Source organism: Rathayibacter sp. VKM Ac-2803 (genome assembly GCF_009807175.1).
GTDB lineage: Bacteria > Actinomycetota > Actinomycetes > Actinomycetales > Microbacteriaceae > Rathayibacter.
The window spans coordinates 3,320,090-3,336,093 of sequence record NZ_WUCD01000001.1 but is presented as its reverse complement, the minus strand read 5'-3'; the positions used below and the strand labels follow the sequence as shown (position 1 = coordinate 3,336,093).

The window sequence follows — 16,004 nt, the reverse complement described above, 5'->3', positions numbered from 1 at the left end:
ATCTAGCCCCGCATCGGCGCCCGATCGGCCGCCGCCCGCGATCGGGGGCTGCTACTCCGGTGCGGAGGGGATCTCGCGCTCCAGGAGCCCGCGGAGCGTCTCGAGGTCGTCGGCCACGCGGGCGCAGTCGTCGTCCCAGTCGTCGAGACTCATCCCCGGCCGGCGGCGCACCGTGAAGGCGACCTCGGCCCCGTCTCCGTTGACGAGGATCCGGAGCGGATTGTCGACCGAGGTGCCGTCGGGCAGCGTCACCACGTGGTCGGCCACGCCGAACTGATTGCGCGGGGCGAAGCGCACCTCGACGCGCCCCATCGGCGAGTCGGCGAACCAGCGGCCGTCCACCTCCTCGACGGCGGAGGAGGCGAGCCCCGCGGCCCACAGCGGCAGGTTCGCCGGGTCGACCACGAAGGAGTAGACCTCGTCGGCGGGTGCGTCGATCACGACGCCCACCGGGCGGGATTCGAACAGGGTCATCCAGTGCTCCTCATCGTCTCGTCGATCACGTCAGTCGGCCTCGGCCGCGAAGCTCGCGACCAGGAGCGAGGACAGCGTGATCCGCTCCAGGATCCCGTCGATGCTGACGGATTCGCTGCGGGCGTGCGCGCCCTCGCCCGGTGCGCCGAGCCCGTCGAGCACCGGGACGCCGAGCGCCGCGATCAGGTTGCCGTCGCTGGCGCCGCCGACCGCGGTCTCGGTCAGCGGCACGTCGATGGTGCGCGCGATCCGCTCGGCCCGGCGGAACAGCGCGGCGACGGCGGCCGTCCGCTCGAAGACCGGTCGCTGCCACGAGCCGCGGACCTCGATCCGGATGCGCGGATCCGACGCCGCGAGCGCGTTCATCTCGGCCTCCACCCGGGCGGCCTCCGCGGCGCCGCGGATGCGCGCCTCCAGCTCGAGCCGCACCCGCCCGGTGGTCACGTTGACGCGCTGGCCGCCGCCCACCAGCCCGATGTTGACGGTCGTGCCGGCGTCGGGTCGCGCGATGGCGAGCACCCGCGGGATGAGGGCGCCGAGCTCGTGGATCGCGCTCGCGCCCTTCTCGGGCTCCACACCCGCGTGCGCCTCGACCCCGACGATGTCCACCACGAAGTTGCCGATCCCCTTGCGCGCCGTCTTCACCGCGTCGCCGATCGCGCCCTCGAAGACGAGCGCCGCCTCCGCGCCCCTGCTCTGGCGCTCGAGGAACCCGCGGGAGGAGAGGCTGCCCACCTCCTCGTCGCCGTTCACGATCAGGCGCACCGCGGGGTGGGCGAGCCGGGCGTGCCGCAGCGCCGCGACCAGCCAGACCATCTGCACGAGGCCGACCTTCATGTCGTAGGTGCCGGGGCCGCTCAGCCGGTCGCCGTCGACGGCGAACGGCCACGAGCGGGTCGTGCCGAGCGGCCAGACGGTGTCGTAGTGGCCGAGGAGCGCGAGGAAGGCCCGCGAGCCGCGCGCGCCGCGACCGGGGGCCGAGCCGGGGAAGGTCCAGCTCGTGGCGCGGGGGGCGTCCTGCTCGCGCAGGTGCTCGATCTCGGCCGCGTGCCCGAGGCGCTCGCCGACCCAGTGCACGAGGTAGGCGTGCAGCTCCTCGAGCGCGTCGAGCGAGTCGCTGGGACTCTCGATCATGACCAGGTGGCGGATGTCGTCGAGGATGTGCCCGCGGTGGTCACGCAGGAAGGTGCGCACGCGGGCGGCGTCGGCGGCATCGGGGAAGGTCACCGTACCCGGAGTACCAGAGTGCGGGCGTCGGCGCGAACCGGCCGGCCGCGCGCGCCGAGTGAACCGAACACCGCCCCGCTACGTTGACCAGGGAAAGAGGTGGAGATGTCCGAGGATCAGGCCGAGATGCTGCGTGCGCTGCACGACGAGCACTCGGCGGCGCTGTGGAGGTTCGTCCTCCGGCTCACGGGCGACCGCCATCTGGCGGAGGACGTGGTGCAGGAGGCGCTGCTGCGCGCGTGGAAGCACCCCGAGATCCTCGCGCAGGGCGAGGCGGCCGCCCGCTCCTGGCTCTACACCGTGGCCCGCAACCTCGTCATCGACGACCGCCGCAGCGCCCGTCACGCCCGCGAGTTCGGGACCGACGAGGTCCCCGAGCGCGCGCACGGCGACCGCACCGACCAGGTGCTCGACGCCTGGCTGCTCTCGGAGGCGCTGAGCGAGGTCAGCCACGACCACCGCGCGGTCATCGTGCACGCCTACTACGGCGGGCGCAGCGTGAGCGAGATCGCCGAGCTGCTCGACATCGCCCCCGGCACCGTCAAGTCGCGGATGCACTACGGGATGCGGGCCCTCAAGCTGGCGCTGCAGGAGCGGGGGGTGACCGAGCTGTGAAGGACGACTTCGACGACTGGGACGCCGCCTACCTGCTCGGCGCACTGTCGGCGGCCGACCGCCGGGCGTACGAGCTGCACCTGCGAGCCTGCGGCGGCTGCCGCGACGCGCTCGCCGAGTTCGTGCCCCTGCCCGGGATCCTCTCGCACCTGTCGCACGACGAGGCGCTGGGCCTCCTCGAGACCCCCGAGGAGCGCGCGGTCGAGGCGTCGCCGCCCGCCCTCCTGTCGAGCCTGGCCGCGGCGACCGCGTCCGCCCGCCGGCGCACGCGGCTCAAGATCGCCGGCCTGGTCCTCGCGGCGGCCGGAGTCTCGGCCGCGGCCGCAGTGGCCCTGCCGATGATGGTGGCCCCGGCGCTCCAGAGCGTCGAGACAGCGAGCGCCACCGTCGCGCTGGCGGGCGCCCCCGGCGTGCCCGTCGAGGCGACCGTCGAGTTCGTCTCGGAGGAGTGGGGCACGCGGATCGACATGGACTGCACCTGGGGCGCCGCCGACGGCGAGACCGGTGCGTACGCGGGCGGCGTCGGCTACGTCATGTACGTGACCGACACCTCCGGAGAGACCGCGCCCGTCGGTTCGTGGACGAGCACGCCGGGCAGCACCGTGCACCCGACCCTCGCCACCGGCCTCTCGCTGGCCGAGATCGCCGCCGTCGAGGTGCGGGTGCAGGGCTCCGGCACGGTCGTCCTCACCGGTGCGCCCTGACCCGGCGGCCGCTTTCCCAGGCGCCGCCGCGGAGGACTGAGTAGCTTCTCAGTCATGACGATCGCGACCCTCGCCCTCGCCCCGGCGTCCCTGGCCACCGCTTCCTCCTCCGACAGCATCGACGAGCTCTCCGGGCTCGTCGGCGTCGCCGCGCGGGTGATCGCCGCTCTCGGCGAGGTCGGAGTCGGTCTGCTGACCCTGATCGAGACGGTGTTCCCGCCCATCCCGAGCGAGCTGGTGCTGCCGCTCGCGGGGTTCCTCGCGCAGCAGGGGCGGATGAACCTGATCCTCGTCGTCGTCACGGCGACCCTCGGCGCCTACCTCGGCGGGCTGATCCTGTACTGGCTCGGCTACCGCATCGGCACGGAGCGCTCGATCCGCCTCCTCTCCAAGCTGCCTCTCGTCGACCGCGAGGACTTCGAGAAGGCCGTCGGCTGGTTCCGCCGTCACGGCACCTGGGCGGTGCTGTTCGGCCGGCTGATCCCGGGGGTCCGGAGTCTCATCTCGCTGCCCGCGGGATCGGAGCGGATGAACCTCCTCCTGTTCTCGGGTCTGACGATCCTCGGCTCGGGCGTCTGGAACGGCCTGCTCATCGGTCTCGGTGCCGCGCTCGGCACGCAGTACGAGCTCGTCGACCAGTACGCGGGCGTGCTCGACGCGATCATCTACGGCGCCATCGGCGTGCTCGTGATCGCCCTCGTGATCCGGAGCCTCCGACGTCATCGCGCGGCCGGCATCCGCGGGCGGCGCTGAGCGGCGCCCCGACCGGCACTGGTGCGGAGGCGTCGCCCGCGCGAACGCGCTCGACTGAGCGGGGGGGCTCCGCACCGCCTCCCTCCACCTGCGCGATCGCGCCTCCTCGTCTCTTCTCTCGGGAATACCTGGGGGCCTCCCTCGTTGATACCCCCCGGGGGTATTGAGAGGAGAGTCCGCAGGAGACGACGGAGCACGCGCCCGTCGTCGGCGAGCACGAGCACGACCACTCGAGCGAGGTCGGAGGCGGTCACGACCACGCCGCGCACGACCGCGCCGGCGGAGGCGATCACGCCGGTCACCACGCCGGTCACGTCGCGCAGTACCGGCGCCTCTTCTGGGCGATGCTCGTCCTCGCCGTCCCGACGGTGCTGGCGAGCCCGATGTTCGCGGCGCTCCTCGGCTACCCGCTGCCCGACGCCGCCTGGGTCGACTGGGTCTCGCCCGCGCTCGGAACGGTGGTCTTCGTCGTCGGCGGCCGTCCGTTCCTCAGCGGAGCCGTCGACGAGATCCGCTCGCGCGCCCCCGGCATGATGCTGCTGATCGCCCTGGCGATCACCGTGGCCTTCGCCGCCTCGCTCGGCGCGAGCGTCGGGCTCCTCCCGCACGAGCTCGACTTCTGGTGGGAGCTGGTGCTCCTGGTCGTGATCATGCTCCTCGGGCACTGGATCGAGATGCGCTCGCTCGCCCAAGCCTCCAGCGCCCTCGACTCCCTCGCCGAGCTCCTGCCCGACGAGGCGGAGCGGCTCCTCGACGAGGGATCCGAGCGCGTGCGCCCCGACGAGCTCCTGGTCGACGACCTCGTGCTCGTGCGCCCGGGCGGTCGCGTCCCCGCCGACGCCGAGATCGTCGAGGGGGCGGCGGAGGTCGACGAGTCGATCCTGACGGGGGAGTCCCGCACCGTCGCGCGCTCGGTCGGCGACCGCCTCGCCGCCGGCAGCATCGTGACGGACGCGCGCCTGGGCCTCCGCGTGGTCGCCACCGGCGACGACACCGCGCTCGCCGGGATCCGTCGGCTCGTCGCCGCCGCGCAGGCCTCGACCTCGCGGGCACAGGCGCTCGCCGACCGCTTCGCCGCCCTCCTGTTCTGGTTCGCCCTGGGCTCCGCCGCGATCACGGCCGTCGTGTGGTTCGCCCTCGGCGCACCCGACACGGCCCTCGTCCGCGCGATCAGCGTCCTCGTGATCGCCTGCCCGCACGCGCTCGGTCTGGCGATCCCGCTGGTGGTGTCGATCGCGACCGAGAAGGCGGCGAGGGCCGGCATCCTCGTCACCGACCGCGGTGCCCTCGAGGCCATGCGCACCGTCGACACCGTGCTCTTCGACAAGACGGGAACGCTCACCGTGGGCCGCCCGGAGGTCGTCGAGGTCGTGGGCGCCGCCGACACGCTCGCGCTGGCCGCCGCCGTCGAGCGCGAGAGCGAGCATCCGCTGGCCGCCGCGATCGCGCGCGCCGCCGGCGACGGCGCACCGCGCTCCGAGGGCTTCACCACCCGGGGCGGCATCGGAGTGGAGGCGCTCGTCGGGAGCGACCGCATCGCCGTCGGCGGCCCCGCGCTCCTGGCCGAGCGCGGCCTCGAGCCCCTCCCCGCGGCGGCCTCGGCGGCGGAGCGCGGAGCGACCGTGCTGCACGTGCTCCGCGGACGCGAGATCGTCGGCGCCCTCGCCCTCGACGACGCCGTCCGGCCGGAGTCCGCGGAGGCGGTCGCGTCACTGCGCGCGGCCGGCCTGCGGGTCGCCCTGGTCACCGGAGACGCGGAGCCGGTCGCGCGCCGCGTCGCCCGCGAGCTCGGGATCGCCGAGGTCGTGTCCGGCGTCCTGCCCGGCGGCAAGAGCGAGGTCGTCGAGCGGCTGCGCCGCGAGGGTCGGCGCGTGGCGATGGTCGGCGACGGCGTCAACGACGCCCCCGCGCTGGCCGGCGCCGACGTCGGCATCGCGATCGGGGCGGGGACGGAGGTGGCGATCGCCTCGGCCGGGCTCGTGCTCGCCTCCGACGACCCCCGCGGCGTGCTGCGGATCCTCACGCTGTCCCGCGCCTCGTACGCGAAGATGCGGCAGAACCTCGCCTGGGGTGCGGGCTACAACGTCGTCGCGGTGCCGCTCGCCGCCGGTGTCCTCGCACCGATCGGGTTCGTGCTCCCGATGGAGGTCGGCGCCCTCCTCATGAGCGCCAGCACCGTGGTCGTGGCGGTGAACGCCCAGCTCCTGCGCCGCCTCCGCCTCTGATCGTCGCGGTGCGCAAGGCCGTCCCCGGCGGCGTCCGGGTGCCCTAACGTTCGAAGTGCCCTGTCCCGCCCCTCCGACGCGAAGGAACTCCATGTCCGAGACCACCCCCGCGCCCACGATGTCCCGCACCGCCGTCGAGCGCGGCTGGATCATCGGCGTCTCCCTGATCGCCATCGCGCTCGGGGTGATCGCCGTCCTCATCCCGGGGCCGACGCTGCTCACCGTCGCCATCGTGTTCGGCATCCACCTGATCGCGGCAGGGGTGTTCCGCCTCCTGCTCGCGTTCACCGCGTCGCGCCTCGAGACGCGGGTGCGCTGGGTGGCAGGGCTTCTCGGCGCGCTGATCCTCGTCGCCGGCATCCTGTGCCTCTCGAACCCGTTCGAGTCGCTGAGCGTGCTCGGTCTCGTGATCGGCGCGGGCTGGATCCTCGACGGAGTCTCGAGCATCACCAGCGGCCGCACCGTCGCCGGCCCCGCCTGGCTGCCGATCGCCGCCGGCATCGCCTCGGTGATCGCGGGCGTGCTGACGATCATCATGCCCGTGCTCGCGCTGGCCTCCTTCGTGACCGTCGTCGCGATCCTCCTGATCGTCGTCGGCGTCTCGGGCCTGCTGCTGCTGCCGGGTCGCACGAAGAAGGACTGACGCCCCGGGGCATCGCGCGGCGATGACCCTCGGCGCCCGTGCCAGCATGGCCGTGTGCCCGACTCCGACCCCGACCTCGTCCCCGAGCTGCTGGTAGAGGATCTCGGCCGCAGCCTCGCCTTCTGGTGCGGGCCCTGCGGCTTCACCGTCCGCTACTCGCGGCCCGACGAGGGCTTCGCGTACCTCGTCTCGGGCGGCGCCCACGTGATGCTCGATCAGATCGGTCACACCCGCGACTGGGTCACCGCCCCGCTCGAGCGACCCCTGGGCCGCGGCCTCAACCTGCAGATCCGGGTCGACGACGCGGACGCCGTCGCCGCCGCGCTGGCGTCCTCCGGGATCGAGCCCTTCGCGCCGCCCGAGACCCGCTGGTACCGCGTGGGCGAGGAGGAGGCGGGCGTCCGCCAGGTCCTCGTCACCGATCCCGACGGGTACCTCCTCCGCTTCCAGTCGTCGGTGGGTCGACGGCTCGGCCCCTAGCGACAACCGCTACCGGAGTCGCGCGCCGTCATGCCAGCGGAGGATGCCGCCGCCCCTCGCGGACTGGTTGCATCGAGCCCATGAGCACCTCTCCGTCCACCGGCACGCTCGCGCAGGTCCCGCCCGCGCTCCTGAGCGCCCCCGCCCCCGAGGCCGACGACGCCGAGTGGCGCGTCGTCCGCCCCGCCGATCTCGTCTCGGCGCTCACCGGCATCGCCCTCGCGTTCTTCTCCCTCTTCGTCTTCGCCGTGACCCAGTGGCAGTACCTCGGTCCCGACGTCGACAGCGTGAGCGTGCTCGGCTGGCTCGCGCCGCTGATCGCCGGTGCGGTCTGCGTCCTCGCCCCCGCTGTCGCGGTCGGTGCGCGCCTCGTCGCCCGCCGCTCGGCAGACCGGTCGGAGGGCGGCGCGTGAGCGCGTCGACCAGTCCCCGTCCCCTCGCCGGTCCGTCGGTCGAGCTCGCGGAGGAGCTCCTCGGCCGAGCGGGCTGCCTCCGCCCCGAGCACCCGTGGGTGCTCACCGCCGGCGACGCGCCCGTGGTCGACTTCGCCCTCCTCGAACGGCACGCCTGCCTCCTCGATCTGTCGGAGGAGGCGGTCGTCCGCATCGCCCTCTCGCTCGCGACCGGGCGCCCCGTCGACCTCCGCAGCGCGCTCGGCTACCTCACCCGCGACCACGCCGAGCTGGTGATGACCGCCGTCGCCTGCGCCGGCGGGCACGACCGAGCGGCCGGCCGGATCCGCGTCGTCGACGGGCAGCGCCTCGTCGAGATCGCGCCGCCGCTCGGCTCCTGGCGCGCCTGACGAGCGGTTTCCGCGACGCGATCGACGCCCCTCCGCGTCGCTACGGTCTTTCGGATGTCCCCGGCTTAGGGTGTCCGTGTGCAACGTGTCGACGATTTCCCAGGAGCCGGACCGGTGGCGACCTCACCCGAATCCGGTGACCCGCGGGAGGCGTCCTCCCTCCAGCTCCCCTCCACCTCCACCACCCCCGGTCAGGTGACCAGCGGCGAGGCCGGCTACCAGAGCGGCAACGTCGCCGATCCCGTGTGGCAGTCGTGGCGGGACGAGCTCGCCAAGGTGGGCGGCCCCTCTCCGCTCCTCCACTTCGTCGACTCGCCGCGGACGCGCATCGAGCTCTCGACGACCCACCCCGGTGGCCTGCCGCCCTTCATCTCGGGCAAGACGACCCTGCTCTCGTCCCTCATCCGCGACGAGCTGGCCCTGCGGACCGCGAAGAACGCCGCCGCAGCGATCACCGACAAGGGGATCGAGCTGCGCTCGGTTCGCGGCATCGAGGGCGTGCACCTCGCGATCGGCCTCGCCCAGTGGCGCGCCGGCGAGACCGAGTTCACCGCCCCGGTCCTCCTGCGCCCGCTCGCGATCCGCCGCTACGGCCGCGACTTCGAGCTCAAGCTCAAGGGCCAGCCCTACTTCAACCCGCAGCTCGCCCGCGCCCTCAAGCAGCAGTTCGGCATCACGATCGATCCCGAGCAGTTCGTCGAGCTCGCCGTGCAGAACGGCGTCTTCAAGCCCCAGCCGGTCATCGACCAGCTGCGCGGCCTGACCTCGCACCTGCCCTGGTTCGCCGTGCACCCGCGCCTCGTCGTGTCGAGCTTCGCCGACGTCGCGGGCGACATGCTCCGCGACGCCCGGATGCTCGAGCACCCCGTCCTCGACGCGGTCGCGGGCAACCCGGCCGCCAAGCGAGCGCTGCAGCAGTCGCAGAAGGTGGCGTCGATCATCCCGCAGGACGAGCGTCCTCCCGCGACCGACAACCTCCTCCTCGACGCCGACGCCGAGCAGGAGCAGGTCATCGCGAACATCGCGGCCGGCAACTCGCTCGTCGTGAAGACCCTCCCGGGCACCGGAGGGACGCAGACGATCGTCAACGCGATCGGCGCCCTCGCCGCGCAGCACAAGCGCGTCCTCGTCGTCAGCGCGCGCCGCTCCAGCCTCGACAGCATCCACCAGCGCCTGCTCTCGGCCGGGCTCGGCGGCATCGCCGTCAGCCCCCGGACCCTGCGCCGCGATCTGATCCAGTCGATCGGCCGCAACGAGAAGTCGGCGCGCCCCTCCGTCAGCGAGATCGACGACGCCCTGCTGCGCCTGCGCAAGGTGCTGCTCGACTACCGCGGCGCGCTCTCGCGCCGCGACGGCAGCTTCGGAGTGTCGGCGCTGCAGGCCCTCGAGGAGCTGGCGCGCCTCTCGCAGCTGCGCACGCCTCCGTCGAGCACCGCCCGTCTCGACCGCCGCTCGGTCACCGCGCTCGCGCACAGCCGCCCCGAGGCGACGCGCATGCTCATCGAGTCGGCTCGCCTCGGCGAGTTCCGCTACGGACCGGGCGACTCGCCCTGGTACGGCGCCCACTTCGAGTCGACCACCGACGCCGAGGCCGCCCACGAGCTGGCGAAGCGCCTGCACCTGCGCGACCTGCCCCGTCTGCTCGACCGGGCGCAGGACGTCATCGGCCAGACGAGGATGCGTCCCTTCGAGTCCGTCGCCGAGCTCGGCATCTACCTGCGCCTGCTGCAGGACGTCCGCGACACGCTCGACAAGTTCCAGCCCGCCGTCTTCGACCGCTCGATCCAGGACCTGATCGTCGCGACGTCCCCGCGCCGCGACGCGGCCGAGATGTCCTCGACCAACCGTCGGCGACTGAAGAAGCTCGCCCGCGAGTACATGCGGCCCGGAGCCCACGTCACCGACCTCAACGCGGCGCTGCGTCGCGTGCAGCAGCAGCGCACGCTCTGGCAGCGCTACGCGGTCGCCGGCACGGTGCCGGAGGTGCCGGTCGGCGTCGCCGACGTCCAGGTCGCCTTCCAGCACGTCTCCGACCAGCTCGGGCGACTCGACGAGCCGCTCGGCCGCCTGGGCGGCACGAACCAGCTCGCCTCGCTCCCACTCGCGGAGCTCGTCTCGATGGTCTCGGGTCTCGCCGAGGACAGCGAGGTGCTCGCGAACCTCCAGGAGCGCACCACGCTGCTCTCGACGCTCCGCGAATGGGGCCTCGACCCGCTGCTCACCGACCTCTCCCGCCGCCACGTGCCGGCCGAGCTGGTCGCGATCGAGCTCGACCTCGCCTGGTGGCGCTCGGCCCTCGAGATCATGCTCACCGACGAGCGCGCACTCCTCGGCGGCAACACCGGCGTGCTCGACCGCCTCGAAGCCGACTTCAAGCTCGTCGACGAGGCGCACGCCGCCTCGAGCGCCGAGCTGCTCGCCTGGAAGCTGTCCGAGACCTGGAAGATCGGCCTCGTCGACTGGCCGCAGGAGCGCGACGCGCTGCGGGCGCTCCTCCGCACCGAGTCGGCGACGACGCCGCAGGAGCTGCAGAAGGCGGCGCCGCACCTCTCGCGCGTGCTCGCCCCGGCCTGGCTCGCCTCGCCCTACGAGGTGCACCGGATCGGCACCGAGACCACGTTCGACGCGGTCTTCCTCGTCGACGCCGGAGCCACGACCCTCGCCGAGAACGTCGGAGCGATACGCCGCGCGAAGCAGGTCGTCGCCTTCGGCGACCCGGTCACGCAGACCCCGACCCCGTTCGGCCTCCGGGTCGACGAGGCCGTCGAGTTCGGCAACGCCGCGTCGCGCACCGACGTCGAGGCGCTGCACGCGCAGTCGGCGCTGGCCCGCCTCGGCGAGCTGCTCAACACCGTCACCCTGACCCGCAGCTACCGGGCGGGTGGCGAGGATCTCGCCGAGCTCGTGAACCGCCGCTTCTACGGCGGGCGCATCGACTCGCTGCCGTGGGCCGGCTCCTTCCTCGGCCACGACTCGCTCCGCTTCCACTACATCGCCAGCGGGCACGGCATGCCCGAGAACGACTCCGGGGCGGTCGAGTCGGTCGACGCCGAGGTCGCGAAGGTGGTCGAGCTGGTGCTCGAGCACGCGGTCATCAGGCCGCGGGAGTCGCTGATGGTCATCACCGCGAGCCCGCGCCACGCCGTGCGGGTGCAGCAGGCGGTGCTCACGGCCTTCGCCAAGCGCGCCGACCTCAACGACTTCATCCTGGGCGACCGGCCCGAGCCGTTCGCGGTGGTGACGCTCGAGCAGTCGGTGGCGCAGAGCCGCGACCGGGTGATCTTCTCGATCGGCTACGGACGCACGCCCCACGGCCGCCTGCTGTCGAACTTCGGCGCCCTCGCGGAGCCGGGGGGAGAGCGCCTGCTCGCCGTCGGCATGACGCGGGCGCGCCGCTCGATGGACATCGTCTCGTGCTTCCGCCCGGGCGACATCGACGAGTCGCGGATGCGCTACGGCATGGTCGCGCTCGCGCAGGTGCTGCAGGAGGCGGAGGACCGCGTCCAGCCGAGCGATCGCGACGACTACTCCGAGCCGATGCTCGTCGACCTCGCCGCGCGCCTCGAGCGCCGTGGACTCCGCGTCAACATCGGGCACAAGGGCAAGCTCGCCCTGGTCGCGGCGCACGGCACCCGCGCGGTGGTGGTCGAGACCGACCGCGACGTCAGCACGCAGAGCCTGCGCGTGTCGCTGCGCCTGCGTCCCGAGCTGCTGCGCCGACTCGGCTGGCACTACCTCCGGGTGCACAACTTCGAGCTGTTCGCCGACCCCGAGGCGGTCGCCGTCCGGGTCGCCGGGCTGATCGGTGCGCCGACGGAGGAGGGCGCCACCGGACCGATCACGGTCCCGGCGGGCGCCGGACCGAACGAGACGCACCCGATGCCGCCGCTGGCGCGCGACTGACCGTGGGCGAGGGCTCGTCGCCCGCCGGCTCCGACCGGCCGCTGCGCCGGTCGCGCGGCGGTCGGCGGGCGACCCTGCCGGCGAAGCCCGGCACCGACCCGGCGCCCCACGACGCTCCCGTCCCCGACCCGGAGGCGCCGCGTGCTCGCCCGGACACCGGCCCGAACGACGCCCGCCTCCGCCAGGACGTTCCCCCGCACTACTGACCTGCAGCCGTGCCGCGCCCGGCTGCTGCGGCACCGAGGGAACCCCGGTCCGTCGACCCCGCCCGCCAGCCCTGGCCCCCTCGACGGTCCACGGTTCCCTCGGCCAGGCGGTCTCTCCGCAGGGTGCTCCTCTCGGAGAGACGGCTTCTCTGAAGGGGGCCTCCCTCGCTGATCGAGTAGCCCGCGCAGCGGGCGTATCGAGATCCACCAGCGTCAAAAGGCATGGTCAGAAGCCCGATCCACTGACGCCGGTGGGCCTCGATACGCCCCTCCGGGGCTACTCGACCAGCATGGAGGGCGACGGCCCCCGCGCCTGGAACCGGATGCCCGCCAGGGCGACTCCCTCAGCCGCTCTGAACCGCACCGCGAGACGCATCCCGGAAGGCCGAGAGGCCGACCTCCCTGGGGAATAGGAGTCGTCGGAAACGCGTGCCAGCGTTTCGGCCGCTCCGTCCGCACAGCGCTCTGCGGAACTCCCCATCTCGCGAAGCCGACCGCGGTTCTTTCTCGCCGCTGGCGAGAAAGAACAGAACAACTCAGTCCACGTGCTTCCCCGAGTTGGCGGTGGTGGCGGTGCCGCCGTTGGCGAGGAGGTCGCGGATGTCGGCGAGCAGCTCGAGCTCGGTGGGGGCCTTGTCCTCGGCGGCGGGGGCGTCGTCCATCTTCTTCTTGAAGGCGCTGTTCTTGAGGTGGTTGATCGGCACGACGAAGGCGAAGTAGAGGACGAACGCGACGATCACGAACTGGATGAGCGCCGAGACGACCGCTCCGTAGGCGATGACCGTCGGGTCCTCTCCGCCGGTTCCCTCGCGGACGGTCCAGACCAGGGCGGAGAGAGAGGACGCGTCGAACAGCAGCCCGATGATCGGATTGAAGATCCCGGTGACGATGGCGTTGACGATCGTGGTGAACGCCGCGCCGATGACCACGGCCACGGCCAGGTCGATGACGTTGCCTCGGAGGATGAACTCTTTGAAGCCGTTGATCATGGTCTGGTCCGTTTCTGCCGGCGGGCGGGGGAGGGGGTCGGCTCAGCTCCCGGAGGAGGACGACCCGGAGGAGGAGGATCCCGAGGAGGAGGATCCCGAGGACGAGGATCCCGAGCTGGAGGACGAGGAGGAGGACGACGATCCCGACCCGTTGGACGCCGTCGAGGTCGACGCCGGCGCGGCCGCGCCTCCGGACTTCTCGCCGGAGCCCGATGGCGACGACTCGCCCGAGCCCGACGACGACTTCTCGCCCGACTTCGACTCCGACGAGCGCGAGTCGGTGCGGTAGAAGCCGGAGCCGTTGAAGGTCACGCCGACCGCGCTGAACACCTTGCGGAGCGCTCCCTGGCAGCTCGGGCACTCGGTGAGCGTGTCGTCGGTGAACTTCTGCTGGATGTCGAAGGCGTTGCCGCACTGCGTGCAGCGGTAGGAGTAGGTGGGCACGGGTGGCTCCTCAGGAGGGCGGATCAGGGGAAGGAGGGGATCAGCGGCGCAGGTCGACGATGCCGGAGGGAGTCACGACTCCGTCGACGGCCTGGTCGTGCACTTCGCTCGGCACGCGGTCGACGAGCTCGCTGTCGAACACGACCGCGTAGACCGGCGGGCACTTCTCCATCGAGCCGAGCGTCTTGTCGAAGTAGCCGCGGCCCCAGCCCATCCGCATGCCCTGACGGTCGACGGTGGCGGCAGGGACGATGATCAGGTCCACGTCGTTGATGGCGATGGGTCCGAGCAGCTTGCCGACCGGCTCCGGCATGCCGAACAGGCCCTGCGTCTCGGTGTGGCCGTCGCCGACGGCCCAGTCGAGGAGGCCGTCCTGCCGGGAGATGGGGAAGAGGACGCGGATGCCGCGGCCCTCGGCCCAGCCGAGGAACGGACGGGTGCTCGGCTCGTCGGGCGCCGAGAGGTAGCAGGCGAGCGAGGTGGCCTTCGTCCGGGTGGCCAGCTCGATCAGGTGCTCCGTGATGCGGGCGGCGGCCTGCTCGCGGGCCGTCGCGGTCTGCGTGCGTCGGCGCTCGCGCAGCTCGGCACGGAGCGCGCGCTTCTCGTGCGTGATGTCGGCGGGCATGCGCCCAGTCTAGATCCGGGCGGTTCGGCCCCGAGGCGGCGCGGGAGAGCGCGCTCTCTGCGCAACGATGGCCCGGGAAAGGGGGCGCGCGAGCTCCGCACACCGGCCCGACCGCGGAAACATCACCGACCACCGGCTCCGCTACTATGGCGCCCCATGGGCACTCGAATCCGCAAAGCCGTCATCCCCGCCGCCGGTCTCGGCACCCGGTTCCTGCCGGCGACCAAGGCCATCCCGAAGGAGATGCTCCCCGTCGTCGACAAGCCCGCGATCCAGTACGTGGTCGAGGAGGCCGCCGACGCCGGTCTGCAGGACGTCCTCGTGATCATCGGTCGCAACAAGAACGCGCTCGCGAACCACTTCGACTCGGTCCCCGAGCTCGAGCACAACCTCGCCAAGAAGCTCGACGACGCGAAGCTCGCCCACGTCAAGTACGCGAGCGACCTCGCCGATGTGCACTTCGTCCGCCAGGGCGAGCCGAAGGGCCTCGGCCACGCCGTCTCGCGCGCTCAGCGCCACGTCGGTGACGAGCCGTTCGCGGTGCTCCTCGGCGACGACCTGATCGACGCCCGCGACCCCCTCCTGACCCGGATGATCGACGTCGCCGAGCAGCGCGACACCACCGTGGTCGCCCTGCTCGAGGTCGACCCCGACCAGATCCACCTCTACGGCTGCGCCGCGGTCGAGACGACCGACGAGGACGACGTGGTGCGCATCACCGGCCTGGTCGAGAAGCCCTCGAAGGAGGACGCTCCGTCGAATCTCGCCATCATCGGCCGGTACGTCCTCAAGCCCGACGTCTTCGGCGTCCTCGACGAGACCGCGCCCGGCAAGGGCGGCGAGATCCAGCTGACCGACGCCCTCGAGCGCATGGCGCAGGATCCGGCCGAGTTCGGCGGCGTCTACGGCGTCGTCTTCCGCGGCCGCCGCTACGACACCGGCGACAAGCTCGACTACATCAAGGCGATCGTGCAGCTCGCGTCCGACCGCGACGACCTCGGCGTCGACCTCAAGCCCTGGCTCAAGGAGTTCGCCGCGACCCTCTGACGCCTCGCCGCGAGAGGCGTGCGAACGGCCGAGATCCCCTGGCGACACGGGGATCCCGGCCGTTCGCGCGTGAGGCGTGAGCGACTGACCCGCGCGAGTCCAGCCCCTTCTGCGGTCGCGAGTGCGCAGTAGGGTCGGGGCATGCCACTGCCGATACCGACCCTCTCCGAGGGTCGTGTCACCCTCCGCCCGATCAGGGTCAGGGACGCCCGTCCGCTCGAGCGCGAGCTGATCGCCAACCGGGCGTGGCTGCGGCAGTGGGAGGCGTCCGACCCCCGCGGCGGCGCCGCCTTCGACGTGCGCGCGAGCATCCGCGCTCTGCAGCAGAACGCCCGCGCCGGCGGAGGAGCTCCCTTCCTCATCGACTGGGACGGCGAGCTCGCGGGACAGCTGAACATCTCCGGCATCGGCTACGGCTCGCTCTCCTCCGGATCGATCGGCTACTGGGTCTCGGAGCGCTTCGCCGGTCGCGGCATCACGCCGATCGCGGTGGCTCTGGCGACCGACCACGCCTTCTTCGACCTCGGGCTGCACCGCATCGAGATCTGCATCCGCCCCGAGAACCGGCCGAGCCTGCGGGTCGTCGAGAAGCTCGGATTCCGCTACGAGGGGCTGCGCCGCCGCTTCATCCACATCAACGGCGACTGGCGCGACCACTTCTGCTTCGCTCTGGTGTCGGAGGAGGTGCCGCGCGGGGTCCTGCGCCGCTACCTCGACGGCCAGGTGCCGGCCGACGTCGGCGTGCCGACCGACGCCGACGTCCGCGCGTCGCGTCGCTCCGGGCTCTCGGGCCCGCCCGACGGCGCGGGCGTCCCCTCGTCGGGGGCCCGATTGATCCGCGATCCGTACGGACACACCTACCCGTAA

General features: G+C 72.7%; 17 protein-coding genes. 12 read left to right on the top strand and 5 right to left on the bottom strand.

The features are described from left to right. Positions 1-51 precede the first annotated feature (51 nt). Positions 52-474, bottom strand: coding sequence for an SRPBCC family protein (locus tag GRS96_RS15565; protein WP_159988911.1), 423 nt, complete (start codon positions 472-474; stop codon positions 52-54). A 30-nt stretch (positions 475-504) separates the two neighbouring features. Further along, the gene (locus tag GRS96_RS15560; protein WP_204162100.1) at positions 505-1,701 is read right to left on the bottom strand and encodes a M20/M25/M40 family metallo-hydrolase; all 1,197 of its coding nucleotides are present in this window, start codon (positions 1,699-1,701) and stop codon (positions 505-507) included. A 105-nt stretch (positions 1,702-1,806) separates the two neighbouring features. Between GRS96_RS15560 and GRS96_RS15555 the strand changes: the two genes are divergently transcribed. The 10 genes from GRS96_RS15555 (at position 1,807) to GRS96_RS15510 (ending at position 12,032) form a co-directional block, all read left to right on the top strand. Further along, on the top strand, positions 1,807-2,316 hold the full coding sequence (locus GRS96_RS15555) for a sigma-70 family RNA polymerase sigma factor (RefSeq protein ID WP_159856899.1): 510 nt from the start codon (positions 1,807-1,809) through the stop codon (positions 2,314-2,316). Then, a complete protein-coding gene (locus GRS96_RS15550) occupies positions 2,313-3,020 on the top strand; it encodes an anti-sigma factor family protein (protein WP_159988910.1) in 708 nt (235 codons plus the stop codon). The genes GRS96_RS15555 and GRS96_RS15550 overlap by 4 nt, the downstream gene beginning before the upstream one ends. A 54-nt stretch (positions 3,021-3,074) precedes the next feature. Beyond that, positions 3,075-3,773: a DedA family protein gene (locus GRS96_RS15545; protein ID WP_159856895.1), complete on the top strand. Its 699-nt coding sequence runs from the start codon at positions 3,075-3,077 to the stop codon at positions 3,771-3,773. A 344-nt stretch (positions 3,774-4,117) separates the two neighbouring features. Continuing rightward, positions 4,118-5,998 carry a copper-translocating P-type ATPase gene (locus GRS96_RS15540; RefSeq protein WP_159988909.1) on the top strand — a complete coding sequence of 627 codons (1,881 nt, stop codon included), beginning with the start codon at positions 4,118-4,120 and terminating at the stop codon, positions 5,996-5,998. A gap of 91 nt (positions 5,999-6,089) precedes the next feature. Further along, a complete protein-coding gene (locus GRS96_RS15535) occupies positions 6,090-6,641 on the top strand; it encodes an HdeD family acid-resistance protein (RefSeq protein WP_159988908.1) in 552 nt (183 codons plus the stop codon). A gap of 54 nt (positions 6,642-6,695) precedes the next feature. Further along, positions 6,696-7,121 (top strand): bleomycin resistance protein, encoded by a 426-nt coding sequence (locus GRS96_RS15530; RefSeq protein WP_159856889.1) that lies wholly within the window; start codon positions 6,696-6,698, stop codon positions 7,119-7,121. Positions 7,122-7,201: 80 nt separating this feature from the next. Continuing rightward, the gene (locus tag GRS96_RS15525; protein WP_159988907.1) at positions 7,202-7,534 is read left to right on the top strand and encodes a hypothetical protein; all 333 of its coding nucleotides are present in this window, start codon (positions 7,202-7,204) and stop codon (positions 7,532-7,534) included. Then, entirely contained in the window at positions 7,531-7,923 is a 393-nt protein-coding gene (locus GRS96_RS15520; RefSeq protein WP_159988906.1) for a hypothetical protein, read from the top strand. The genes GRS96_RS15525 and GRS96_RS15520 overlap by 4 nt, the downstream gene beginning before the upstream one ends. Before the next feature lie 114 nt (positions 7,924-8,037). Further along, positions 8,038-11,826 (top strand): DEAD/DEAH box helicase, encoded by a 3,789-nt coding sequence (locus GRS96_RS15515; protein WP_236553641.1) that lies wholly within the window; start codon positions 8,038-8,040, stop codon positions 11,824-11,826. 2 nt (positions 11,827-11,828) lie between these two features. Further along, complete coding sequence (locus GRS96_RS15510) at positions 11,829-12,032, top strand: hypothetical protein (RefSeq protein ID WP_159856883.1); 204 nt, start codon at positions 11,829-11,831, stop codon at positions 12,030-12,032. A gap of 536 nt (positions 12,033-12,568) precedes the next feature. Here the strand turns inward: GRS96_RS15510 and mscL are convergent. From mscL to GRS96_RS15495, 3 genes are read right to left on the bottom strand one after another with little or no spacing between them, the layout of a single operon-like run. Beyond that, a complete protein-coding gene (gene mscL, locus GRS96_RS15505; RefSeq protein WP_159988905.1) occupies positions 12,569-13,021 on the bottom strand; it encodes a large conductance mechanosensitive channel protein MscL in 453 nt (150 codons plus the stop codon). Between the two features lie 42 nt (positions 13,022-13,063). Continuing rightward, a complete protein-coding gene (locus GRS96_RS15500; RefSeq protein ID WP_159988904.1) occupies positions 13,064-13,465 on the bottom strand; it encodes an FmdB family zinc ribbon protein in 402 nt (133 codons plus the stop codon). A 40-nt stretch (positions 13,466-13,505) separates the two neighbouring features. Further along, entirely contained in the window at positions 13,506-14,090 is a 585-nt protein-coding gene (locus tag GRS96_RS15495) for a 5-formyltetrahydrofolate cyclo-ligase (RefSeq protein ID WP_159856879.1), read from the bottom strand. A gap of 156 nt (positions 14,091-14,246) precedes the next feature. Here GRS96_RS15495 and galU point away from each other — a divergent pair, with 156 nt between their 5' ends. Both galU and GRS96_RS15485 read left to right on the top strand, forming a co-directional pair. Further along, positions 14,247-15,137 carry a UTP--glucose-1-phosphate uridylyltransferase GalU gene (galU, locus tag GRS96_RS15490; protein WP_159856877.1) on the top strand — a complete coding sequence of 297 codons (891 nt, stop codon included), beginning with the start codon at positions 14,247-14,249 and terminating at the stop codon, positions 15,135-15,137. Positions 15,138-15,278: 141 nt separating this feature from the next. Beyond that, complete coding sequence (locus GRS96_RS15485) at positions 15,279-16,004, top strand: GNAT family N-acetyltransferase (RefSeq protein ID WP_159856875.1); 726 nt, start codon at positions 15,279-15,281, stop codon at positions 16,002-16,004.

What these genes read in the sequence shown, in the direction of transcription:
- GRS96_RS15565 (WP_159988911.1), bottom strand. Translation starts at nt 474, where the DNA reads ATGACCCTGTTCGAATCCCGCCCGGTGGGCGTCGTGATCGACGCACCC.
- GRS96_RS15555 (WP_159856899.1), top strand. Translation starts at nt 1,807, where the DNA reads ATGTCCGAGGATCAGGCCGAGATGCTGCGTGCGCTGCACGACGAGCAC.
- GRS96_RS15545 (WP_159856895.1), top strand. Translation starts at nt 3,075, where the DNA reads ATGACGATCGCGACCCTCGCCCTCGCCCCGGCGTCCCTGGCCACCGCT.
- GRS96_RS15540 (WP_159988909.1), top strand. Translation starts at nt 4,118, where the DNA reads ATGCTCGTCCTCGCCGTCCCGACGGTGCTGGCGAGCCCGATGTTCGCG.
- GRS96_RS15535 (WP_159988908.1), top strand. Translation starts at nt 6,090, where the DNA reads ATGTCCGAGACCACCCCCGCGCCCACGATGTCCCGCACCGCCGTCGAG.
- GRS96_RS15525 (WP_159988907.1), top strand. Translation starts at nt 7,202, where the DNA reads ATGAGCACCTCTCCGTCCACCGGCACGCTCGCGCAGGTCCCGCCCGCG.
- mscL (WP_159988905.1), bottom strand. Translation starts at nt 13,021, where the DNA reads ATGATCAACGGCTTCAAAGAGTTCATCCTCCGAGGCAACGTCATCGAC.
- GRS96_RS15495 (WP_159856879.1), bottom strand. Translation starts at nt 14,090, where the DNA reads ATGCCCGCCGACATCACGCACGAGAAGCGCGCGCTCCGTGCCGAGCTG.
- galU (WP_159856877.1), top strand. Translation starts at nt 14,247, where the DNA reads ATGGGCACTCGAATCCGCAAAGCCGTCATCCCCGCCGCCGGTCTCGGC.
- GRS96_RS15485 (WP_159856875.1), top strand. Translation starts at nt 15,279, where the DNA reads ATGCCACTGCCGATACCGACCCTCTCCGAGGGTCGTGTCACCCTCCGC.